At 50.7% G+C, this 23,156-nt stretch carries 17 protein-coding genes; 10 read left to right on the top strand and 7 right to left on the bottom strand.

Translation table 11 applies throughout. The annotated features are described in order from the left end of the window. Positions 1 to 73: 73 nt before the first annotated feature. The 4 genes from N836_RS60810 to N836_RS60795 are packed head-to-tail and all read left to right on the top strand — an operon-like array spanning position 74 to position 2,065. Positions 74 to 370, top strand: coding sequence for a hypothetical protein (locus tag N836_RS60810; RefSeq protein WP_023074629.1), 297 nt, complete (start codon positions 74 to 76; stop codon positions 368 to 370). A gap of 17 nt (positions 371 to 387) precedes the next feature. After that, positions 388 to 702, top strand: coding sequence for a YtxH domain-containing protein (locus N836_RS60805; protein WP_023074628.1), 315 nt, complete (start codon positions 388 to 390; stop codon positions 700 to 702). Continuing rightward, complete coding sequence (locus tag N836_RS60800) at positions 695 to 1,189, top strand: DUF948 domain-containing protein (RefSeq protein ID WP_023074627.1); 495 nt, start codon at positions 695 to 697, stop codon at positions 1,187 to 1,189. Before N836_RS60805 ends, N836_RS60800 begins: the two co-directional genes overlap by 8 nt. A 57-nt stretch (positions 1,190 to 1,246) precedes the next feature. After that, complete coding sequence (locus N836_RS60795) at positions 1,247 to 2,065, top strand: TPM domain-containing protein (RefSeq protein WP_023074626.1); 819 nt, start codon at positions 1,247 to 1,249, stop codon at positions 2,063 to 2,065. Positions 2,066 to 2,076: 11 nt separating this feature from the next. On the opposite strand, the gene N836_RS60790 is transcribed toward N836_RS60795, so the two are convergent. Together N836_RS60790 and topA are read right to left on the bottom strand one after the other, a co-directional pair. Next, on the bottom strand, positions 2,077 to 3,729 hold the full coding sequence (locus N836_RS60790; protein ID WP_023074625.1) for a DUF3352 domain-containing protein: 1,653 nt from the start codon (positions 3,727 to 3,729) through the stop codon (positions 2,077 to 2,079). Positions 3,730 to 3,822: 93 nt separating this feature from the next. Further along, entirely contained in the window at positions 3,823 to 6,582 is a 2,760-nt protein-coding gene (gene topA, locus N836_RS60785; protein WP_023074624.1) for a type I DNA topoisomerase, read from the bottom strand. Positions 6,583 to 7,216: 634 nt separating this feature from the next. Between topA and N836_RS60780 the strand changes: the two genes are divergently transcribed. Beyond that, positions 7,217 to 8,815 (top strand): NAD(P)H-quinone oxidoreductase subunit N, encoded by a 1,599-nt coding sequence (locus tag N836_RS60780; RefSeq protein ID WP_023074623.1) that lies wholly within the window; start codon positions 7,217 to 7,219, stop codon positions 8,813 to 8,815. Between the two features lie 121 nt (positions 8,816 to 8,936). Here N836_RS60780 and N836_RS60775 read toward each other — a convergent pair whose 3' ends face one another. Continuing rightward, on the bottom strand, positions 8,937 to 11,726 hold the full coding sequence (locus N836_RS60775) for a GAF domain-containing protein (RefSeq protein WP_023074622.1): 2,790 nt from the start codon (positions 11,724 to 11,726) through the stop codon (positions 8,937 to 8,939). A gap of 366 nt (positions 11,727 to 12,092) precedes the next feature. Here N836_RS60775 and N836_RS60770 point away from each other — a divergent pair, with 366 nt between their 5' ends. Beyond that, positions 12,093 to 13,310 carry a quinone-dependent dihydroorotate dehydrogenase gene (locus N836_RS60770; RefSeq protein WP_023074621.1) on the top strand — a complete coding sequence of 406 codons (1,218 nt, stop codon included), beginning with the start codon at positions 12,093 to 12,095 and terminating at the stop codon, positions 13,308 to 13,310. Here N836_RS60770 and dapB read toward each other — a convergent pair. Then, complete coding sequence (dapB, locus tag N836_RS60765) at positions 13,281 to 14,108, bottom strand: 4-hydroxy-tetrahydrodipicolinate reductase (RefSeq protein ID WP_023074620.1); 828 nt, start codon at positions 14,106 to 14,108, stop codon at positions 13,281 to 13,283. The two genes, N836_RS60770 and dapB, sit on opposite strands and share 30 nt — an antisense overlap. 189 nt (positions 14,109 to 14,297) lie before the next feature. Between dapB and N836_RS73640 the strand changes: the two genes are divergently transcribed. The 4 genes from N836_RS73640 to ileS all read left to right on the top strand — a co-directional run bounded on the left by N836_RS73640 (position 14,298) and on the right by ileS (position 20,413). Beyond that, positions 14,298 to 15,176, top strand: a complete 879-nt coding sequence (locus N836_RS73640; RefSeq protein ID WP_023074619.1) for a Ycf66 family protein — start codon at positions 14,298 to 14,300, stop codon at positions 15,174 to 15,176. Between the two features lie 6 nt (positions 15,177 to 15,182). After that, positions 15,183 to 15,644: a GFA family protein gene (locus N836_RS60760; RefSeq protein WP_023074618.1), complete on the top strand. Its 462-nt coding sequence runs from the start codon at positions 15,183 to 15,185 to the stop codon at positions 15,642 to 15,644. Positions 15,645 to 15,981: 337 nt separating this feature from the next. Further along, positions 15,982 to 17,157: a response regulator gene (locus N836_RS60755; RefSeq protein WP_023074616.1), complete on the top strand. Its 1,176-nt coding sequence runs from the start codon at positions 15,982 to 15,984 to the stop codon at positions 17,155 to 17,157. A 340-nt stretch (positions 17,158 to 17,497) separates the two neighbouring features. Continuing rightward, positions 17,498 to 20,413, top strand: coding sequence for an isoleucine--tRNA ligase (ileS, locus tag N836_RS60750; RefSeq protein WP_023074615.1), 2,916 nt, complete (start codon positions 17,498 to 17,500; stop codon positions 20,411 to 20,413). Between the two features lie 59 nt (positions 20,414 to 20,472). On the opposite strand, the gene N836_RS60745 is transcribed toward ileS, so the two are convergent. The 3 genes from N836_RS60745 to N836_RS60735 form a co-directional block, all read right to left on the bottom strand. Then, a complete protein-coding gene (locus tag N836_RS60745) occupies positions 20,473 to 20,853 on the bottom strand; it encodes an endonuclease domain-containing protein (protein WP_023074614.1) in 381 nt (126 codons plus the stop codon). A gap of 252 nt (positions 20,854 to 21,105) precedes the next feature. Continuing rightward, a complete protein-coding gene (locus N836_RS60740) occupies positions 21,106 to 21,351 on the bottom strand; it encodes a hypothetical protein (RefSeq protein WP_023074613.1) in 246 nt (81 codons plus the stop codon). A 526-nt stretch (positions 21,352 to 21,877) separates the two neighbouring features. Continuing rightward, on the bottom strand, positions 21,878 to 23,156 hold a 1,279-nt coding region (locus tag N836_RS60735; protein WP_023074612.1), incomplete at its 5' end, for a tetratricopeptide repeat protein.

Here is a 23,156-nt window from a genome sequence, read left to right as displayed (position 1 = left end):
CTCAGGGTAAGGGTAAAGGCATGTTGACACAACATGGATAGTTAATAATTGATCATTACTTTAGTTGATCACTATGCTCACGGTTATTGCTATAGCGAATGTTGCGATCGCGCTTTTTTGCTTTATGCTCAGCTGGCGCGTAGCTAAATTTGGACACCAGATTACCCAGCTCAACCGCGATCTCAAGCACTGGACAGTACTATTAGAAAACACTTTAATTCAGCAAACCCTAGCCTTTACCGAACGACGCACCGACCTGCGTCAGTGGCAGCTAATCCATCTCCAGTGGCAGCTACAGCAACGACGGCTGACTCAAACCGCCAAATTCTTGCGTCTCGTCTGGTTAATTAGCAAACGTCGGTTTCCCTGACCTTCCCCCACATCCCCATGTCCCAAAACAGATCCGATAACTTTATCACTGGCCTAGTGGCAGGCACCGCCCTTGGCACTGTGCTTGGCATCCTGATCGCTCCCCGCAGCGGCAAACATACCCGCAAAGTCCTCAAAAAATCGGCGGATGCCGTGCCTGATATGATCGAAGACCTGTCCACCAGCTTGCAGTTCCATGCAGATCGGCTTTCCCACACCACGTTACAAAATTGGGACAGCACCCTGGAACGTCTGAAAGAGGCCTTGATTGCAGGTCAAGCCGCCAGCCAAGCAGATTTTGCGAAAACGGCCACCGAATCGCAGCGTGACTAATCCCGTCATTTGGTTAGGACTATCGATTTTGCTGCTGGCCATCGGTCTAGTAGCGTTAGTTTGTGTATCTGTCCCGGCACTGATGGGTTTAGCCAGGGCTGCACGCAGTGCCGAAAAGTTTTTTGACACCCTGGATCGTGAACTACCGCGCACGTTAGAAGCAATGCGCCATACAGGGGCTGACCTCAGCGGCTTAGCCGACGATATGACCGACGGTGTCAGTAGCGCTCGCAATATTGTTAAGCAAGTGGATCGTAGCCTCAGCGATGTGCGTCAGCAGGCCTCTCAAGCAAAACGTACCACTCACAGTTTGGCTGTGGGTTTTAGAGCTGCTTGGCGCGTACTGACTAAGCCTGCGGGTAAGCGCAAGCGTCGCCCCCCCCCGCAAACTCCGATCAAGCCGGTGCAGCCGCCCTCACCTTCGCCCCGGCCACCAGCCAGCGGTGCTCCTGACCAGCCTAGAAAGGAACGCCCTAGTCGCCAGTGATTGACGGAAACCTGTCTTCTTCTTTACATTAAAGATAGGTAAATAAGTGTAAACATCATGAGCCTACGCTTCAAGAATTGGTTGCAAGCTTCCTTAGTAGGAGGTTTGCTGGTTTGTTGTATTGCTTTCACTGCAGGGATCACAGCGCCCGCTGCCCACGCATACAACAATCCAGAATTGCTGCCAGATGAACCGACGATGGTGATCGACCTGGCCAAAATTCTGACCAACTCCCAGGAAGAGTATCTCAATGAGCATTTACCTGAGTTTGAATCAGAAACGGGTTGGAAACTCAGGGTACTCACCCAGTTTGATCAGACGCCGGGGCGAGCAGTTAAGGATTTTTGGGGCTTAGACGATAAGAGCGTTATGCTAATTGCCGATCCCCGTGGTGGCAATATTCTCAACTTTAGCGTTGGCGATTCTGTCTATCCCCTACTACCGCGCGTCTTTTGGATTGAGCTACAAACCCGCTTTGGCAACCAGTTTTTTGTGCGCGACCATGGTGAAGATCAGTCGGTCATGCAGTCCATTGCTTCTCTAGAAACCTGTCTAGCCCGAGGCGGCTGTTCGGTAGTGCCTGGCCTACCTAGAGAACAGTGGATTTTAACCTTGATTACATCGATTTTAGGCGGTGTAATCTGCGGATTTGCAGCCCATCCTCGTAAACAGGGTCAGGTGTTCTCGTGGCAGTGGATGCTGATTTTCTCACCGCTGTGGGGCATGCTCTTTATCGCTTTCGGCATTGGTCCAGTAGTTAGTCGCACTCAGGATTGGCTGCCCTTGACTCGTAACATTGCTGGTTTTCTCATTGGTGCTCTGGTAGCCTTTTTGAGCCCTGCCTTTGCGGACTCTTCCGCCAGCGGTGAAGCCTAAGCAACTTCTAGCTACTCTGCTTTCTCCTCGGAACTGCTATTTAGCGTGTTCTGGGGTAGCGGTCCCACTCGTCGTCCCTTCGGCAGTTCAATAAAGGCATCATAGCGAAGGCTGCGTTCGTCAATCACGCTGGTGGTGACGCCAATGGTTTGGATGGCTGAGAACAGGGGCGCATCGGGCAATGGTGGAAAGGGCAACGTGCCTTCCAGTTCCTCCAGGCGCTCTACATCTAGAAAAAAGTAGCCGCTGCTGTTCTGTGGAGATAGGTCTAGCAGAGTTTGAAAAGCTGGGTTGGCCTGAATGGGTTTACTGGGCTGAGGTGCGATCGCATCTAAGACATCAGCCCCCACCCCAAAGAAAGTGACATCGTCACTGAGCCAGCCGTGTCCCATAGCAATGCCACCGTAGTAGGACACCAGCTGGTTGATCGGTTGCGACTCAACCTCTGAAGACTCCACATCAAAGCGAAAGCGACTGACCATGACTTCATTCAGTTGCTCCCAGGTGGCCGCCGCCGCCTCACGATCAGAAACCTCGGCCACCAAAGCCAACTGCCCCATCGGCACCGCCGCTTGACCCGTTTCACTGGGGGGCAATAGCCCAAAGGCCACTTCCCCGGAAAGCCAGGGCAGTAGATCATTGTCAAAATCTAACCCCGTCTGGGCGTTAAGCCCCTCGATCAGGGATGTAGCAGAGATCGGTAACAGCGCATTCAGGTCTTCAGCCTCACTCAGCGCCTGCCATAGCGGGCCAATACTGCTAGTAGACAACATCAGTACCGTAGAATCCGGTAACCGTTGGGGAGTCAACGACTGAGTGTTGACCATGTCTTGATACAGCGGCTGATCTTCAGGCCCCAACCAGGTGGCGGCTTCAACGTCTAATCCCCTGGGTAAAACAGTCGCCGCAGCGACTAAACCATTAATGCTGGGGAAATTGTCGCTTTCAACGAAGGCATCAGCTGCCCTGGGAACATTTACATACATTTGCACCAGGGCAACGGGCGTTTTCAGCTGCTTCAATGCCGTTTGATAGGCGTTGTTTCCCACCATGGCTGCCCCCCCGGCAAAGCTGTCAATGACGGCTTCAATACCGGCGGCTCCCGAGGCCATTACCAGCCACTCATTGCCTAAGATCGCACTTTCAAAGGTCTCGCCCGTGGCAGTTTTGATGGACTGGATACCTACTCCTTGATAATCGCGCCCGACCCAGCTAGTGCCGTCCTGGGGTTCTGCCATGATTTCCTGGGCCTTAAGCGGATCAGCAATCGGCGCAACCAAGACCATCTCAGTGGCGTTTTCACCCTCCCCTGTCTTAGGCAAAAATGCCAGGGTGACCTGTTTACCAACCCAGGGTTGAATATCGGTTCTAAATCGATAGCCGTTGGCAGTGAGGATGCGATCGCGCCAGGTCACCAAAAACTGATCAAAAATCTTTTGAGACGCGGGTGTCCCCAGCTGTCGCAAGCGATTCCACTGATTTTCATCCGTCGTCAGCGTCAGAGTAACCAGAGCATTATCAGGCACCAGCTCCATGCCAGCCGGAAGCTTAACCTCGGTGGACAGGCGCTGCACAATACCAAAATAGGCGGCGGCTCCCCCCAGTACTAGTAAAACCGCCGTACTGACCGTCACCAGCAGCGGGGGACGTTGCTTGAGAACCATGGGCGCGCGCAAAAAACAAACAACGCTGCTAATCTACCATCGGTTTACTCAAACGGCACCTTTGTTGCGGCAGACCAGACCGCCATACCCTATCTACTCGGCTTCGCTATCAGTCTTCTTTTTACGTTGGGCGGTCGATTTACTCTTCGCCGTAGTTGACTTTTTAGCAGCAGCGGTAGTGCTGCTCTTTTTGGCCGTACTGGCTTTTTTAGTCGTCGTCTTTTTAGTCGTTGATTTTTTGGCTGTGGCCTTCTTCGTAGTTGACTTTTTAGTCGTGGTTTTTCGACGAGTCGTCTTTTTCTTGGTCGCCGCCTTAGCCGCAATAATTTCTAAGGCTTCTTCCAGGGTGATGTCCTCAACCTTTTTACCCTCGGGCAAAGAAGCATTGACCTTTTCGTACTTGATGTAGGGGCCATAGGGGCCATCATAAATATTGATGGGCTCTTCAGATTCGGGGTGTTTGCCCAACTCCCGTAATGGCTTAGCCGCCTTACGTCCCCGGCCTCGCTTGGGCTGAGCCAATAACTCCAGAGCCCGCTCCAGGGTCACCGTCAGCACATTGTCGTCTCCCTTTAAGGAGCGATAGTCCTTCCCTTCTTTGCCCTGGTCATGAACCACATAGGGCCCAAAGCGCCCGAGACTGGCCTTAATTTTCGCCTCCGTTTCTGGATGGACCCCCAGCAAACGAGGCAACGACAACAGCCCCACAGCCGTTTCTAGATCCACTGACTCACGGGTCAGCCCTTTGGGTAGAGAGACCTGTTTCGGCTTAGGGTTTTCCTCCGTCTTGTCGCCTAGACGCACATAGGGACCGTAGGGACCAATCAGGGCATAAATCGGTTCGCCGGTCTCAGGATGTAGCCCTAGCTTTTCGGGACCTTCTGTTTTTTGCTTGAGCAGTACCTGTACCTGGTCATCACTCAGGTCCGCCGGGCTGACATCGAGTGGAATCGAGGCCCGCACCGTTTCTTCGGTTTCATCTTCACTGACAGCCTCGATATAAGGGCCGTACTTGCCAATTCGCACCTTGGCACTGAGATCCGCTAGATCAACGGTGCGGGCCTCGGCAGGATCAATCTGGCTCTCTCGGACCTGTACCTGCCCTGCTAGGCCATCATCACCGGAATAAAAGCCCTTGAGGTAGGGTAGCCAGTCTGCTTCTCCCGTGGAAATTTCATCCAGGGTTTGCTCCATACGAGCCGTAAACTTGACATCCACCAAATCCGGAAAATGCTTATCCAGCAGCTCCGTCACCGCAAAGGCTGTAAATGTGGGCATCAAACTATTGTTCAGCGGATGCACGTAGCCACGGTCGATAATCGTACCAATAACTGACGCATAGGTACTAGGACGACCAATTCCTTCTTTTTCCAGAGTTTTAACCAGGGTAGCTTCGGTATAGCGAGCAGGGGGTTTGGTTTCGTGACCAATGGGTTCTAGCTCGGTGCAGCTCGGGGTATCGCCCACCTTGAGCGCCGGCAGTGTGACCTCGCGATCCTCCAGGGCTGCATTGGGATCGTCGGAGCCTTCTACATAGGCCCGGAAAAAGCCCGGAAAATCGATCCGTTTACCCGTCGCCTTGAAGACGGCATCATCTACTTCAATGCTGACGGTAATGTGGGTTTGACGCGCATTGGCCATCTGGCAAGCCACTGTGCGCTTCCAAATCAGGTCGTACAGACTTAACTCTCGATCCTTGAGGCCTGTTTCTTGGGGAGTACGGAAAGTGCTACCCGCCGGTCGGATCGCCTCGTGGGCCTCTTGAGCCCCTTTGCTCTTGGTGGCATATTGGCGTGGTTTAGGGCTGAGGTATTCTGGGCCATACTTCTGCTCTACGCAGGAGCGGGCCGCTGCGATCGCTTGTTGAGACAAATTGACCGAGTCGGTACGCATGTAGGTGATAAACCCTTTCTCATACAGAGACTGAGCCGTGCGCATCGTGTCTCGGGCAGACAGCCGCAGCTTACGATTGGATTCCTGCTGTAGCGTCGAAGTGGTAAACGGCGGTGCGGGTTTAGGGCTAGAAGGCCGCTCTTCTAGATTAGAAACGGTCCAAACGCTGGCTTCTAACCGCTGTTTTAATGCCTGGGCCTGGGTCTCATCCAACAGCACCACGTTGCGACCAGCCGCAATTTGACCCGTGTTTTCGTCAAAGTCGCTCCCTGTAGCTACGCGGGTACCACCCAGGCTAGTGAGTTTTGCATCAAACGGGCTGTTAGCCTGCTGTAGCATTGCTTTAAGATCCCAGTAGGTCCCCTGTTTGAAGGCCCTGCGATCTCGTTCCCGTTCCACCAGCAGCTTCACCGCCACCGACTGCACTCGCCCGGCAGATAGCCCCCAGGCAATTTTCTTCCACAGCAACGGCGACAGGGTGTATCCCACCAAACGATCTAAAATCCGTCGCGTTTCCTGAGCTCGCACCAACTGATCATCAATATCGCGACAGCTATCAAGGGCGGCGCGGATCGCATCTTCGGTAATCTCATGGAACACCATGCGCTTGGTGGGCACCTTAGGCTTCAGCAACTGCAGCAAGTGCCAACTAATGCTTTCCCCTTCACGGTCTTCATCAGTGGCCAGTACCAGCTCATCGGCCTCTTTGAGCGCATCTTTGAGCGCCTTGACCACTTTCTTTTTATCCTTAGGCACCAGGTAGAGGGGCTCAAAATCCTCCTCGACATTTACCCCCAGCTGCGCCCATTTTTCACCCTTAACATTGGCCGGAATTTCACTGGCCGACTTAGGCAAATCACGAACATGCCCCATAGAGGCTTCCACACGGTAGCCTTTGGGCAAATAGTTGCGAATCGTTTTTGCCTTTGTGGGTGACTCAACAATGACGAGTGTGGACATACAGCTGAACTGAAAATAATGGTCGAACTACGCTTAACTGAAAGGCGGTCAATGCCTCGGGAGCAGCATACAAGCCGTTCCCAGCCTCACTCTAGCGCCCCAACATCGCTGCTGATTACTAGAGAAAATACCCGTATGGGAAGCAATGACAATGATTTTGCTACCTTGGCTAACTATTACATAACCGCTGCATCCAACTCAGAATTTATCAAAAGTGAGCACAGAGGTTGAGTGCAAAAAGCCGTACCTGCACATTGTCGGAAAGCTTCCTATGATGGTTGCCTTTATATATCGATAGATCGAAATGGCGAATTTCGTCCACCTCTAAGACAGAAAAGTCCTTAATTTCTGTTCCACCAGCGAGGGGCTAAAACCAGCCCCGTCGGCTCAAAATTTGGCAGCCATCGCCCCTCCAACGAGCAATTCGGCCAGTTTCACCCACTTTCATCCAAGAAATCTGGAGAAATTAAAAAGATATTTATTTTCTAGACCGCTCGTACCCGACGGGAATTTTTTTGGGCGGTTTGACCAGGGAATTTAATCTGATTCATCAGAAATTTCCCTCAGTGGAACCGCAAGATGAGCGAGAATACTAGGGTAAGATGCCAAATGGAAGTACCCAAACACTGCACCAATGGATGTTGCAAGCCTTGCTGCTCAATTGAATACAGGCACAATCCTGCCTGAAGCAATTGTCATTCTGACAATAATAGTTATTTTGGTAGGTGATTTAATTGCCGGACGAGCGTCATCACGCTGGATCCCTTACGCCGCTATCGGAGGCTGTTTAGCAGCCGTTGGAGCGATCGCACTCCAGTGGGACACCAGTGATCCCATCGCTTTTTTCGGTGAGTTTAACAGCGACGCTCTGAGCCTTGTTTTTCGAGGCATCATCGTGCTGTCAGCCGCCGTTACCGTCCCTATGTCTATTCGCTACGTGGAGCAGTCAGGTACGGCCCTGGCTGAGTTTTTAGGGATTTTGCTCACGGCCACCCTAGGTGGCATGTTTCTGGCAGGGGCCGATGAACTGGTTACCATCTTTGTTGCATTGGAAACCCTCAGTATTTCGTCCTATTTGTTGACGGGCTACATGAAGCGAGATCCCCGCTCCAATGAGGCAGCGCTTAAGTATTTGCTAATTGGTGCAGCAAGTTCAGCCATCTTTTTGTACGGTATTTCGTTACTCTACGGTCTATCGGGGGGTGAGACACGACTGAGTGCGATCTCACAGGCGCTAGCTGCCCAGTTTGCAGCTAACAACGGTGCTAACTCCATTGGTCTGGTCATTGCCCTAGTATTCGTCATTGCAGGCATTGCCTTCAAGGTGGCCGCTGTTCCTTTCCACCAGTGGACTCCCGACGTTTACGAAGGGTCTCCTACACCAGTGGTGGCCTTTTTATCCGTAGGTTCTAAGGCCGCTGGGTTTGCCCTGGCCATTCGCTTGCTAGTGAGCGCATTTCCCCTAGTGACCGAAGAGTGGCACTTTGTTTTCACCGCCCTGGCTATCCTCAGCATGGTTCTGGGTAATGTGGTAGCCCTGGCTCAAACCAGCATGAAGCGGATGCTGGCCTATTCTTCCATCGGTCAGGCAGGCTTTATGATGATCGGCCTGGTCATTGGCACCGATGCTGGTTACGCCAGCATGATCTTCTACCTGATGGTGTATCTGTTCATGAACCTGGGCGGCTTCACCTGCGTTATTCTTTTCTCCCTACGCACTGGTACTGACCAGATTAGTGAATACGCTGGCCTGTATCAAAAGGACCCGCTCTTGACCCTGTGTCTATGCCTTTGTCTACTTTCCCTGGGCGGTATTCCACCCTTGGCAGGCTTTTTTGGTAAGCTCTACATCTTTTGGGCTGGCTGGCAGGCTGGGGCCTATAACCTGGTCCTGATTGGTCTAATCACTAGTGTCATTTCCATCTACTACTACATCCGTGTGGTCAAGATGATGGTAGTTAAAGAACCCCAGGAGATGTCTGAATCCATCAAAAACTACCCCGTGATCCGCTGGGATTTACCAGGCCTACGTCCGATGCAGGTTAGTTTAGTGCTAGCCGTTGTGGCAACGTCCCTGGCCGGTGTGTTATCAAATCCCCTCTTCATCCTGGCAAATGATTCGGTCACCAAGACGCCCTTACTGCAGGTAGCCAATATTGAAGCCATTGGCCAGCAGACCAGCAGCAGCACTGTGGCAGCGACTGTACCAGACCCTGCCAATAACGCCTTCTAAAGGCTAAAAGGGGCCAGATGCATCCTATAGACCACCAGCCTATCAATTAAATACATAGCGACAGCCGCCTATAGTTTTGTATAGGCGGCTGTCATTTTTGCGCGGATCTTATCAGCCAATATCATCCACCAATAGTATTGAGCCGATGCATTGGAAACATTACAGAGCTGCGGATACGGTTATCATCCAATTTTTCTAAAATAAATTCTCCGCCCAGACGAATCATCAACGACTGACAAATCGCCAGATTTAAACCCGGCGGTCTATCCAAGGGTGAATCTGCCAAGTGATCCTGCCGATGGCCCTGGGTGAGGGCATTAATAATCGCTTCATCCACATCGCCATCGTCTGTGATCGACAGCTCAATCCATTGCTGCTCTAGAGGACGACTCCAAATATCTACCCGTCCACGGGCAGGGGAACGTCGACACGCGGCTGAAATCAGCTCATACAAAATAAATTCAATCTTTTGCATTTCGCCCTGCAACGCTAAATTGCTATCACAGTGCACCTGGGTCCAAAGCTGTTTTTTTTGCACCTGGGTTTGTACCCGTTTCATCAAGCGGTTTAACAACCCAACCAGCGCCACTTTCCGGGGGTCAGAGGCCATCGCCCATCGTTCGCGGCTGGTCAGCCGGAGCAATTCCTTTTCCATACCAGCCAAACGACTTTCAACCGCATGGAAATAAGGCTGCTCGCCCACATCCGGCAGCTGTTTCAAATTTGTAAGCTGACGTCGCGAATCCCGCACTTGCCGACGGATATCATCCATATGATGGTGCTTATACCAGTTGAGTTCGGTCAGCTGACTTTTATGGTCACGCAAACGTTTGGTTAGCAACAAATGACGCCGACACCAGGCTAGCTGATGCACTAACACCGCTAACATACTCATTTGCTGGTCAGAAAAGCGCCGATCGTCTTGATCTGCCAGCACAATCGCACCATTCAACGTATGCTCTGGTGATGTTCTTAGGGCTACCACCAGCAGCTGGGCATGGGGCGGACATCGCAACCATTGCCGCGTCACATCTGGTAGATCTTCAAATTCAATCTGAATCACACCGTCGGTTTGAATGGCCCAATTAATAATTGCATCGCTCTCCACCAAAATAGGAGGATTATCCTTAGCGGTAAACTGCTGATCGCGAACCACTGTGGATGCCAACCGTGCCTCTTTCTGGCCGTTTTCCCAAACAATCAGGGCCACTAACGGCAGCCGCAGCAGCTGACTAATATGGTGAGTTGCCGTCTGTTCTAGCTGAGCCACGTCAAAGGTAAGCTGCAGGTTGCGGAGGCCCCACTGCATGGTGTCATGCATCTGGGATTGCTGCTGTGCCTGCCGCTGCAACGACCACTGATGGAGGACCAAGCCAATCTGACGGCCCACCGACTGTAGTAAGTCCTGTTCGGTTTGGCTCCAACGCCGACTGCTGCTATCGGTCACCACCAGCACCCCTTCCGGAGCCTGCCCTGGCGAGAGGTTACAGGCCATAGCTGCCTGCATCCCCATGCGCAAAAATTGAGGATGCCATGCCCGCAATTTGAGATCACTATCCAAATTTTCAATACATACTGGGGCCGCTTGCCGAGCTAGCAGCTGCCAGTCAATATCGTGGAGCGAACGCCACATGCCGTGGATGGGTTTGCTCTGAGTGCCATGGTGCTGATAGCCCACTTCAAAGCCACCACATTCCAAATCAGGAATCAGGACTAACAGACCATCGATATCCAAGGTGGCAATGAGCTGCTCCCCACACAGGGCCATCACCGATTGCCAATCGCGATCGCCATGAATGCTTTGGGCAATCCCAGCCGACAGCTGATGATTAGCTTCCAGATTAGCCACCTGTTCTTGCAGCACGGACGTAGGCATACCCAGGCTTACCACTTGAGCCGCCGCCGTTAAATAGCGTTTTTCAGGCAAACTCCACTGCCGCGGTTGTGAGGCCTCTACCACCAGAAAGCCCAGTAAATCTCCCTGCATCAGGATTGGTGCCACTATTAAAGATGGCTTATCAAACGACTGTTTTAAGGGTTCAGTCACCGCCTCGGAATGGGAATACATGCCCTCACCAATAACAATCACATCGCCACAGGAGAGGGCTTGATAAAATTCCTGGTAACCACTGGCCGACAGCTGGGATATGGCGGGGGCTTGAGTAGCATAAGCGTGGCGATTATGACCACCGTTAGCCACACGATGCCAGAAATAACGCTCCTGGGGTTCAAACCAGTACCCACGGGTACGACTGGGACCGACAAATCGATGGGTAGCATCGACAATGGCCTGCAGTCTTGGCTCTAACTCTTGAATCGTCTCTAACTTAGACAGTAGCTGGAAAAAAGACTGGGAAGGTCGCTTTTCTAACTGCTGAATTGAGTCTTGCTGATGGCGATACAAAATAGTCGCTAGAGTCGTCACCAGTATGGACAAGGTTTTCTTTTGCACACCGGACTTGAGCGACACTCCACGTCGACCCGCCGCCAGCAGCAAAATTCCTAGACATTCCTCCTGACGTAGAATCGGAAAAACAAGAGCGTCGTGGATTTCCAGTCGTTTAGCAATGGCTTTCCACTCACCGGCGCGATGGGATTCTTGTAAATCATAGACAGCGGCTGGAGCCCCTCGTTCGATGACCTGCTGTACAGCATCATCGGGCTGCAGCTGGATCTTTTGCCACAAGAAATTCTTACCGCTCTTCACAACAGCGGTTTTAGTGGTCAAACTCTGATCGTCTGGATCATATACACCAATCCAGGCAAGTTCATAGGGATAGAGCTGTGGCATATAGTTAACCAGCTCAGCCAATTGGGCATCCACTGTATCCTGTTCCCATACGGTTTTGAGGACCTGACCCAAGGTGGCCAAATGTTGTTCACACGTCGCTGGGGGTGTGGGGCTAACCATAAAAACTCGGTTGGAAAGCAGGCGATTGCCTGGGTAGTAACGATGGGGTTGTAGCTTAATGTAAACTAGCTCAGCTCTCTACAGAATGCTATTTAAGCCAGTTACGTAGAAAAATATGTCACTATCGCTGCTTAATTGGATGACCCAGATTAAACCACAGCACTAAGAGGGGCTAGCGGGCTAAAAGGCTCATCATTACAGGGCGTACTGACGATTTTCATCCTAATGACTAAACATCACAAGCTACATATTTATATATCAGTTCTCGCCTCAGCTAACTGATACCTCTTAAACCAAATGCGTTAATACTGATAAGCGACTCAAATTCAACGATATAATCCACAGGTTTGTTTTGGGGTATGGTTTGTGCTGCAAGATGTCTACAAATTTAGCTTGCTTCCATTGCTGTTCCAGCGCGTTAAGGCCGACCCAGAACTGGTCCATCAACAGACCCTGAATACCCTTGCCTGGATTGCGCAGCCGCCCACCACAGCGCCTTACTGGAGCCAACCACTGCGACGGTTTGCCCAGGCCTGGTGTGAAAATAGCTGTCAGCTAGTATCGTCTCGCCTCCGCCAGTCCCTTTGGCAGCAATCCTTTAGTAATCCTTTGGGGCTGGCAGCTGGGTTTGACAAAGATGGCCTAGCCGCTGCCAGTTGGCCCCTGATGGGGTTTGGTTTTACAGAGCTGGGGACTGTTACCTGCCACGCCCAGCCCGGTAATCCTAAGCCGCGCTTATTTCGGTTGCCCCTGGATCAAGCGGGCTTGAATCGTATGGGGTTTAATAATCAGGGGTCGGCGGCTCTCGCAGAGCATCTCAGTACCTTAGGGCTAACGGCAGACTTTCCCACAGGGATTAACTTGGGCAAGTCTAAGGTGACTCCTTTAGAGGAGGCAGCTGGTGACTATCTGCAAAGCTTTCAACGATTGCAAAGTATGGGCAGCTACTTTGTGGTGAATGTGTCGTCACCCAATACACCAGGATTGCGATCGCTCCAGGCCCGTGCCCAACTAGAACCCATTCTTGCCACACTGCAAACCGCCAACACCGAGCACAAGCCGCTGCTGATCAAAATTGCCCCAGACCTAGCCTGGGAAGACATTGACGACATTTTGGAGCTGGCCCAGCAGTATAATCTGGCCGGCATTATTGCCACTAACACGACCATTGCCAAGGAACAGCTGATGACCAAGCGGATCGAGGCTACCGGCAACCTGGTTACAGAAGAAGCTGGCGGCATTAGCGGTGCTCCCCTGCGTCAGCGTTCGACGGCGGTGATTCGATATATCTATCAAAAAACCAACGGGCAGCTACCCATTATCGGCGTAGGCGGCATTTTCACCGCTGACGATGCCTGGGAGAAAATTACCGCTGGGGCCTCGCTGCTGCAGGTCTATACCGGCTGGGTTTATGAAGGCCCCTGGATGGTGAAAAATGTGATGAAAGGGTTGCTTAAAAAGCTGGACGAGCACGGATTAGACAATATCCAGGAAGCCATTGGCTTAAACACCGATAGCCCCCAACGTAGGTTGGGTTTCGTGCCTCAACCCAACCTACAGGATCTTATCCAAACCGTACAATAGGGACTTCAACGGCAGCACCTTGCGGATGCTCAATAACACGCCGGGCATAAAACAAACGCGGTCCATGGCATCGTGGCGCAATGTGTATACCTGACCGGGGGCACCAAACATGATTTCCTGGTGGGCGACTAACCCTGGCAATCGGACGCTGTGAATATTGATACCTTCTTGGGTTGTCCCCCCGCGCGAACCCTGAAGGGTTTCGCTTTCTTCAACCTGGGGTGGGTTAAACGATTGTTTAACCTCCTCTAGCATTTGCGCTGTTTTGATCGCCGTACCGCTGGGGGCATCTGCTTTGCGGTTGTGGTGCATCTCAATGATTTCTACGTGATCAAAATATTCAGCGGCCCTGAGTGCCGCCTGCTGCATCAAAATCACGCCAATGGCAAAGTTGGGGATGATTAAACAGCCAATGCTAGCTTTCTCGGCAAATTCGGCCAGATCGATAATCTGTTCAGGAGTGAGTCCGGTTGTGCCGACGACAGGGCGGACACCGTATGCGATCGCAGCCCGGACCTGCTCATAAATCTTAGCCGGGTGGGTAACGTCCACCATCACCGCGTTACCCTGACTCTGAGCCATCACCAAAGTGGCCTCCAAATCCGTCGTCACCGGCACTTCCAGAGGACCACAACCTGCAATTTCACCAATATCTTGCCCCTCATCCTCCGGTTTACGATCCACCGCACCGACCAGCTTCATATCATCGGCACCCGCAATCGCCTTGACAATTTCGCGACCCATTCGCCCCATGGCACCATTAACGACGACAGGAATTTGTTGGGGCTGACTGCTCATAATGCTTTTAGGACAGAGGTACAGTCAGATATCTTACAACTGCAGCTAAAGTTTTGAGGTCTAGTTGCCCAAAGTTAGCGCCGGTTCAAAGAAACAACTCACAATTCAAAACTCACCCTGCAAAACTCCCGCCGAGTGGTGCCTAATAGTTAATAATTAAGGCTGTTCATCACGCTGGAGTCGAAGCGGATGCTGGCAAATCTGTTGGCGGTGATAGTTGGAGTAGGCAGTTTGGCCTTTTATCTGGCAGCTTTTATCCTGCCAGAAGTACATCGTCGTTCAGATTTTTTCTGGAGCGGTGTTGGCATGTTTTATGCCGTGGTGCTCTGGTACTGTGCCAGACAGATGAACGGAGCTGTGCTGCTCGGGCAAACCGCCTCGGTCGGACTTTTGCTGTGGTTAGGGTATCAAACCCTGCGATTGCGCCGTATGACTACCCCTGCCGCTCAACAAACCCCAATCCAGCTAGGTAAATCTGAGCGGACCCGCCTCAACGGTGCTGCCAGTCGTCCACTGACCAAAGACTACGAATTTGTAGAAGACGGTGTGGAAGACACCATTGATCAAGACCTTGATCCGGATGCACCCATTTTGATCAAACCAGCCGCAGACGAATTTGCCCTGAAAATGGTCGTCCCGGCTGCCATGGCAAAATCCAGCCCTAAGGCAGTAGAAACCCCAGAACAGCCCCCGACCACCGACAAAGGCCCAGCCCCAAAACGGAAAAAACCCAATCCTCTAGAAGCTGTGGGCATTTTCGCAGGCTGGCTTAAGGACATCGTCACCTCCAAAAAGCCAGCCCCAAAACCCATGATTGAACTGCCACCTCGGCCACCGTCAATTCCAAAGCCTGTTGCCAATGCAGAGACGACTCCACCATCAGCTCAGGTAACTCCCCCTGCCGATGACAAATCATCGGCAAAAGATATACCGTCGCCCGCTGCAGAGCGGAGCGCTGAACCGGATGTGCCCGCTACCGTCCCTGAGCCTGAAGCCGAACCAGCAACGCCCCCGACACTTGAGGACGATGAAGATAGCAACTGGCCCGATGATGAGTTTTGGGATTAAGGTACTATGCCATTTCCATATACCGGCGGCTGTCAGTGCGGCAATATTCGCTATGAAATCCAGGCAGAGCCGCTAACCCTCTATGCCTGTCACTGCAATGAATGTCAGCGACAGTCCTCCAGCGCCTTTGGCATGTCGATGCCGGTACCACGGAAGGCCATTAAACTGCTGCAGGGCACACCCAAACAATGGAGCCGTCCGGCTGCCGCTAGCGATCGCACAGTTGTATGTTTCTTCTGTGGCAATTGCGGCACCCGACTATTTCACCAGCCCAGTCGCAACAACAAAATCACCAACATTAAGCCAGGAACATTAGATGACACCAGCTGGCTATCTCCTGTTGCCAATCATTGGACTATCCACGCTCAGCCCTGGATAACACTGAGTGACGATATGTTAAATATCGCTCAACAGCCGACAGATAAAGAATTTGAAGAGATCCATGAGAGATTCAAGAAGAAATCATAAAGCCTCCGACAAAATCCTGATGATGAAATGACGTAGACGATTTGCATCCCATACGCAGTTTCAGATATCGTTCGAATCCGACAAATTACACCTAGTCACGGCTTAACACAGCTTCTTTAAAAAATATTTTAATTCCTCCCAAAGCCACTGGTTTCAGGCGTTCATCTGTCATCACCTGACTTCTAAAACTTTATAACCAACCGGGAAAAATACGCATATTAGCGTAATTATTGTTAAGCCAGCTTAAATCTGGCGTTTAAAATGTTGTTGTAGATTATAGTCAAATAAATCTGTGAGGACAATTTTTGAGTAGGCACAATCACAGACAGTAGGAGTAATGAGAGCCATAGCCGCCACGTCAAATGTACTTGTTTCTGAATTAGACCAAAAGATACAGCTTGCTAAACAGAAACAGCTGACTGGCGTTCTACTGATTAAAAGCAGTGTCATCCATCAGTGGCGTTTGTATTTTTTGGCAGGACAGCTAGTGTGGGCAACTACGCGCACCCATGCAAAGCGTCGCTGGTTCCGCCAGTTATTGCAACATCAACCTGATTTACGCAGATATGGCCTGAGTGCGTCCTCCGAATGGACCTATGGTCGTCTAGCTCGCCTAGTTATCTGTAAAAAATTTAATCGGACAGCATTCTCAAAAATCGTAGCCGGATATATCGCTGAAGTTTTATTTGACCTGCAACAGCAGGGAACTTTTAATTTTCAACAAACCGGTCGAGGATTTATCTATCGCATCAAGCCGCAAAAAGCCTACAATTTGCCCTACGTTAATTTGCAAACCATTCAAATATGGGAGCAAGCCAAACGCGAATGGCAAGCCTGGGAATATGCAGAATTAACTCAGATCGATCCTAATGATGCACTGGAGATCAACGATCTGGCGATGCTAGAAGATTTAGCATCACCTCAACTTGTGCAATTGTTAAATTCGCTGGTTGATGGCAACCACACCCTACGAGATCTGGCACTTCAAGCCAACCAGTCGCTGATGCCATTTGTGTTGTCGATTTTTCCACATCTTCGTAATCGGTCGCTACAGCTAAAGTCTGTGGGAGACATCATTACACAGGCAAGACCTGTGGCGCAGAACAACATTGTTGTTAAATTCGAAAGAACAATTATTCCCAAGGATGCCAGGATTGTTTATGTCGATAACAACTTGATCGACAGCCAAACAATGGCCACCATCATTGAAGCCGCTGGCCATCGCTACAGCAATATTCCTGATCCGCTGGAAGTACTCAAAAAGCTAGTTGAGCTACAGCCAAAGGTAATCTTTTTAAATCTGACCATGCCAGTCACTAACGGCTATGAGCTATGTGCGCAAATTCGGCGGCTGTCAGGGTTTAAGGACACTCCAATTGTGATGGTGGGTAGTGGCAATAATAGTGTTGCCGAACGGATGCGAGCCAGAATGGTTGGAGCATCAGAATTTTTAAGCAAACCCATTCGGCCCAAGACGGTGCTGAAGACCCTAATAGTGCTCGGCGTCATTTGAGCTGAGAGAGTTTTAAACACAATAGGCATACCCGCCAGAGCAGATAAGATGCTCAAGGCAAACTACTGACATCAGCAAGCCGAAAAGTCATAGTCACGCTTGTATAGGTGCGGCCACTAAAGTATGTCTGTGTCTAAGTTAAAACCTGGTGCTGGTGCCCAGGAAAATTAACAGGTCTGGACACGGATAGTTTGTACTTTAAGCTAGGTTTCAAACGTCTGCGTCTCCAGTTTTCCCTAGGGCTAATCAAAGTAAAAAAACTAAAACTATTGAAGCTATAGGAACTTCTGAGGCAGAATGACTGGAGCGTAGTAAATCCCCTTAGTTTTTTCCTTACATTGTGACTGACCCCAAAAGCGCCGACGCTAAGAGCTATAAGGACACTGTCCTACTGCCCAAGACCGACTTTAGTATGCGGGCTAACGCGGTAAAGCGTGAGCCAGAGCTGCAGGCATTCTGGGATGACAGCAAGATTTATGAAACGCTTTCCCAGGAAAATTCGGGGGATGTGTTTGTCCTGCACGATGGGCCGCCCTATGCCAATGGCAGCCTCCACATGGGCCACGCCTTGAATAAGGTACTGAAGGACATTATCAATAAGTATCAGCTGCTGCGCGATCGCAAAGTCCGCTATGTCCCCGGCTGGGACTGCCACGGTCTGCCAATTGAGCTGAAGGTACTGCAAACCATCGATCGCAAAGAGCGCGCCAACCTGACGCCGCTGGAGCTACGCCAAAAAGCTAAGGAATTTGCCTTAGACACCATTGAGAAACAGGCCAAAGGCTTCCGTCGCTTTGGCGTGTGGGGTGACTGGGAAAAGCCCTATATGACCCTGCAGCCTGAGTATGAAGCCGCTCAGCTGGAGGTGTTTGGCCAGATGGTGCTCAAAGGCTACATCTACCGAGGACTAAAGTCAGTCCACTGGAGCCCATCGTCACAAACCGCCCTGGCGGAAGCCGAGCTGGAATATCCCGAAGGTCACACCTCTCCCAGTATCTACGTCGCCTTCCCCATGGTGAGCGCATCGGAGACAGCCAAGGAAGCCCTGGCTCCTTACCTGGATGATCTAGGTGTCGCCATCTGGACCACTACGCCCTGGACAATCCCCGCTAACGTCGCCGTTTCGGTAAATCCAGAGCTGACCTACACCGTTGCAGAAGTCACCTCTAAAGATCCCTTTAAGTATTTGATCGTCGCCAAGGAACTGGTAGAGCGTCTGACCAACACCTTTGGCAGCGGTCTCACCGCCAAGGTAGATATCAAAGGATCTGACCTGGCAGGCTCCACCTATCGCCATCCCCTGGCCACCAAGGACGAAACCTTCGATCGGGAAAGCCCCATCGTCATCGGCGGCGACTATGTTACCACCGAGTCGGGTACCGGTTTAGTCCACACGGCCCCTGGCCACGGGATGGAAGACTTTGGTGTTGGCCAGAAATACGGACTCCCCATCCTCTGTCCCGTAGACGAACGTGGTAACTTCACCGCCGAAGCGGGCAGCTTTGAAGGACTCAATGTTCTCAAAAACGCCAACGACGAAATTATCTCGGCCCTCACCGACTCCAAAACCCTGCTCAAGCATGAACCCTACGTTCACAAATACCCCTACGACTGGCGTACTAAAAAACCCACCATCTTCCGGGCCACCGAGCAGTGGTTCGCTTCTGTAGAAGGGTTCCGTGATGAAGCGCTGAAGGCGATCTCAGATGTTCAATGGATTCCAGCCCAGGGTGAAAACCGGATCACACCCATGGTGGGTGATCGATCTGACTGGTGTATTTCCCGGCAGCGCAATTGGGGTGTGCCGATTCCGGCTTTCTACGACGAGGAAACCGGCGAAGTGCTGATGAACCAGGAAACCATCTCCCATGTGCGAGATATTTTTGCTGAACATGGGTCCGATGCCTGGTGGAGCATGTCTGTAGAAGAACTACTGCCCGAGAGCTATCGCCACAATGGCCATAGCTACCGCAAGGGCTTCGACACCATGGATGTGTGGTTTGACTCTGGCTCTTCCTGGGCCGCAGTAGCCGACCAGCGAGACGCGCTTAAGTATCCGGTAGACCTTTACCTGGAAGGCTCGGACCAGCACCGGGGTTGGTTCCAATCCAGCCTGCTCACTAGCGTGGCGACCCATGGCTGTGCCCCCTACAAGACCGTCCTTACCCATGGCTTTACCCTGGATGAAAATGGACGCAAGATGAGTAAATCCGTCGGTAACGTAGTGGACCCCTACGAAATCATTGAAGGTGGTAAAAACAAGAAGCAGAATCCGCCCTACGGTGCTGACGTGCTACGGCTGTGGGTCTCATCAGTGGACTATTCCTCTGATGTACCGATTGGCAAAAATATCCTCAAGCAGCTGGCGGATGTGTATCGCAAGATTCGTAATACCGCTCGATTCTTGCTGGGTAATCTACATGACTTTGACCCAGCCAAGGACGCTGTTCCCTATGACCAGATGCCTTCGTTGGATCAGTACATGCTCCACCGCATGACCGAAATCTTTGCTGATGTGGAGTCCGCTTTTGACACCTATCAGTTCTTCCGGTTCTTCCAGACGGTGCAGAACTTCTGCGTGGTGGACCTATCTAACTTCTATTTGGATATTGCCAAGGATCGTCTGTACATCAGCGATGCGGCCTCTCCACGGCGGCGCAGCTGTCAGACTGTTCTGGCAGTCGCCCTAGAGAATCTGGCGAAGTCGATCGCGCCAGTGCTTTGCCATATGGCAGAGGATATCTGGCAGTTTATGCCCTACGAGACGGGGACAAAATCTGTCTTTGAAGCTGGCTGGCTGCAGATCGACCCACAGTGGGCCAAACCAGAACTGGCGGCTACCTGGAATCAGCTGCGGGAGCTGCGGGATGAGGTGAATCAAGTCTTGGAGCAGGCCCGCTCCGCCAAGGATATTGGTTCTTCGTTACAGGCGAAAGCGTTGCTCTATGTGGCAGATACACAGCTAAGAGAACAACTTAAAGCGATGAATCCGAGTGATGCGGTGGCGGCTGGAGCGAACCATGTGGATGAGATCCGGTATTTGCTGTTGGTCTCTCAGGTGGAGATTTTAGACAGTGTGGAACCGCTAAAAGACATCAAGTATCGCAGTGAGTCCGATGCCTTTGGTATCGGTATTGTGGATGCGGATGGTAAGAAGTGCGATCGCTGCTGGAATTATTCCACCCATGTGGGCGATTCAGCAGAGCATGAGACTGTTTGTGAGCGTTGTGTAGAAGCGTTAGATGGGAAGTTCTAGGTGTTGACCCACCCCGGAGCCCCTCCCTGGAGGGGATTTAGTCTTGGATAGTGGCATTACTACTCGTCTTGTTGGTGCTGAGTTATCCATTGCCTGATGGCTTGACAGACGTCGTCGGTATTCTGTTTTACATGGGTATCGCGAAACCTAAGAAATCTGACTCCGAGAGCTTCAAGCTTGACTTGGCGTTGGTGGTCCCGTGCTTGCGCTACTGGGCTATCGTGGGAGGAGCCATCGATTTCAATGGCAAGACGTAAAGCCTTACAGTAAAAATCCACGATGAATTGATCAATGGGACGTTGTCGATCAAAGTCATATCCCATCATTTGCTTTCTTTTGAGCTTTTGCCAAAGGATAATTTCACCTTTGGTCATATTTTGCCTTAACCGATGAGCCCGCTCTTTGAGTCTTGGGTTGTAAGGTATTATGCGGTGTTTCATAGACCGAGAGCGTTCAGATGTGAGGAAGTCTCAACCATTTATCCCTCTCAAAATCGCTAGCTAACAGCCCATAGCTCAATTATCAAAATTAAAGTTTATAAGCAGAGCAAATACTATTCTACGAACATTCCCTCTCGGGAGGGGTGCCGCAGGCGGGGTGGGTCTCGACGGCTTGGGCGCTATCGGTCGACCCACCCCGTTGCCCCTCCCAGGAGGGGATGAGGGTATCCCTAAGGTTTTAAGGTCTTGTGATTACCCTACTCTCACTCGTCGGGTCAAAATTGCCATCACCTCATTGACTCGCCCGGTGGGCAACGGTCGGCTCCAGTCGTTGGGCTCGGCATAGTTGAGCTTGTGGAGCAGTTTGATGGTGTTTTGTACCGCGTCTAATGTGCCAAAGAGAGTGTGATTGACAGTTTCAAATTGGTACTCGGGGAGAGAATTATTGGCAGGTGGAACGTTGGACGCACCTGCGCCCTGGGTGTTGTCTTGGAACATGGTTTTGGTCGTTTGTTTGATGTGGATAGTGCCTGAGGTGAGGGTGAGGGTGGATGGGTGTTAGGGTGGATAGGCATGAGGGTGAGCAAATGCTTTTTTGCATCTACTCCTATAACCCATCTATCCCCTACTCCCTTCATCCTCTGCCTTGATGGCAACTCACCTCAGGCATGGACCAAAACTCAAGCCTTAGCCGTCCCGCAAGTGTTGCAAACTGGAAGGGCTAAGGTACATTTAACATTAGCCTTCAAGCTGGCCTGATCAGCTTGTGAGGTTAGCTGTCGGTAGGTGTTGCTAGCACCCGCCGATAGCGCTAAGGGTTTGAGTTCTGTGGGTCTTGCGGACCTGTTGCTAACGGTAGAGTACTTGATCTATTGGAGTCAAGATACAAATTGTGAAATGTTGAGTGGATGGTTAGTCAATAATTTTAGCAGACGGGAATTCAGAATACAGGAGTCAGTGAGCAGTAAAATTCTGATCTCTGGATACCTGCTCCTGACTTCTTTCTTCGCATCAACTTTTCTTATTATTGGATTGATTGTTGGTCAATAGCACTGCGGAGAAGGGTGATCATTTCTTCGATACGGTCAGGAGGTTGAGGGCAAGTGGCAAGGATTTCAGCATCTCCTAAAACATCTTTTATTGCCACAAGAGAGACACCAGAATTAATAAGCATCTCCATTTTTATGATTTCTTGCTCTGTATATCCTAAAACAAACTTGTAGAAGACTCTGCTAACTCTGTCCCAATCACTCTCGTTATCTACTAATTCTAGGCTTTGCTGCCAAAATTGACGAGCTTGCTCAACATTTCCTCTTTTGGCATACACAGTACCCAGATTAAACATATAGCTGTTATCAATCTCATCATCTAATTCGATGGCTTTTTCAAGAGTCTTCTCAGCTTCATCTAGATGATTATCAAGCAGATACAACCAACCCAGACGGTTATATGCATAGGATGCATCTGGGTCAAGCTCAATTGCTTTCTTATAATTTGAGATCGCATTTTCATACTGCATACATTCAACGTACACATCTCCTAAGCCGCTACGAAGCCGAGAATTATTGACATCCATCTTAATAGCCTGAGAGTAACTCGATATGGCTGATTGATAATTACCTTGTTGACAATAACCTAAGGCTTGAAGTTGAAGTCCTTGCATCATAAAGATCTGAGATGCATTCTCCAATTGATTATTCAAAACATCTTTGAACTCATCGCTTTGTGTTTGAAAAGTCTCCATATCCAAACCGAATGACGTAGCAAATTGCTTAAGTTGATCCGCCTGTAATCTTTGATTGGGCTGACTATCAGCTTTCTGTAATAGCTCTAAAAGTTCAGGAGTACGTTCACTAACGCTGCACATTATTTGACCAGCTTCAATCCAATTTTCTTTTTGCGTAGATAATGTCATTTGCAACAGAGTTGCCTCCAAATTGTCGGGGGAAAGTTGTAATACTTTCATCGAATGTTCTAAAGCTTTATCTATTTGTCCAAGACATAGTAATGCTCTGGCATTACCAATAAGGGCATCTGCAAAGTCAGACTGCAGTTCTATGCATTTTGTGTAGCTCGCACAAGCTGCTCGATAATTTCCAATAGTTAGATAAAAATTACCTATACCATTATGTGCCATAGCATAGGACGGGTCCAACTCGATCGCTTTTTCGTACTGCGCAATCGCCTTCTCATACTGCTTCAAGCTATAGCACGTATTGCCGAGATTGTTGTAAGCTACGGCATAGGACGGGTCCAACTCGATCGCTTTTTCGTACTGCGCAATCGCCTTCTCATACTGCTTC

The organism is Leptolyngbya sp. Heron Island J (assembly GCF_000482245.1).
GTDB lineage: Bacteria > Cyanobacteriota > Cyanobacteriia > Phormidesmidales > Phormidesmidaceae > Leptothoe.
The sequence above is the reverse complement of the archived record's forward strand: the minus strand, read 5'-3'. Positions and strand labels throughout refer to the sequence as shown.

What these genes read in the sequence shown, in the direction of transcription:
- N836_RS60755 (WP_023074616.1), top strand. Translation starts at nt 15,982, where the DNA reads ATGAGAGCCATAGCCGCCACGTCAAATGTACTTGTTTCTGAATTAGAC.
- N836_RS73640 (WP_023074619.1), top strand. Translation starts at nt 14,298, where the DNA reads ATGCTGGCAAATCTGTTGGCGGTGATAGTTGGAGTAGGCAGTTTGGCC.
- N836_RS60745 (WP_023074614.1), bottom strand. Translation starts at nt 20,853, where the DNA reads ATGAAACACCGCATAATACCTTACAACCCAAGACTCAAAGAGCGGGCT.
- N836_RS60780 (WP_023074623.1), top strand. Translation starts at nt 7,217, where the DNA reads ATGGATGTTGCAAGCCTTGCTGCTCAATTGAATACAGGCACAATCCTG.
- topA (WP_023074624.1), bottom strand. Translation starts at nt 6,582, where the DNA reads ATGTCCACACTCGTCATTGTTGAGTCACCCACAAAGGCAAAAACGATT.
- N836_RS60805 (WP_023074628.1), top strand. Translation starts at nt 388, where the DNA reads ATGTCCCAAAACAGATCCGATAACTTTATCACTGGCCTAGTGGCAGGC.
- N836_RS60795 (WP_023074626.1), top strand. Translation starts at nt 1,247, where the DNA reads ATGAGCCTACGCTTCAAGAATTGGTTGCAAGCTTCCTTAGTAGGAGGT.
- dapB (WP_023074620.1), bottom strand. Translation starts at nt 14,108, where the DNA reads ATGAGCAGTCAGCCCCAACAAATTCCTGTCGTCGTTAATGGTGCCATG.
- N836_RS60775 (WP_023074622.1), bottom strand. Translation starts at nt 11,726, where the DNA reads ATGGTTAGCCCCACACCCCCAGCGACGTGTGAACAACATTTGGCCACC.
- N836_RS60810 (WP_023074629.1), top strand. Translation starts at nt 74, where the DNA reads ATGCTCACGGTTATTGCTATAGCGAATGTTGCGATCGCGCTTTTTTGC.
- N836_RS60740 (WP_023074613.1), bottom strand. Translation starts at nt 21,351, where the DNA reads ATGTTCCAAGACAACACCCAGGGCGCAGGTGCGTCCAACGTTCCACCT.
- N836_RS60760 (WP_023074618.1), top strand. Translation starts at nt 15,183, where the DNA reads ATGCCATTTCCATATACCGGCGGCTGTCAGTGCGGCAATATTCGCTAT.
- N836_RS60790 (WP_023074625.1), bottom strand. Translation starts at nt 3,729, where the DNA reads ATGGTTCTCAAGCAACGTCCCCCGCTGCTGGTGACGGTCAGTACGGCG.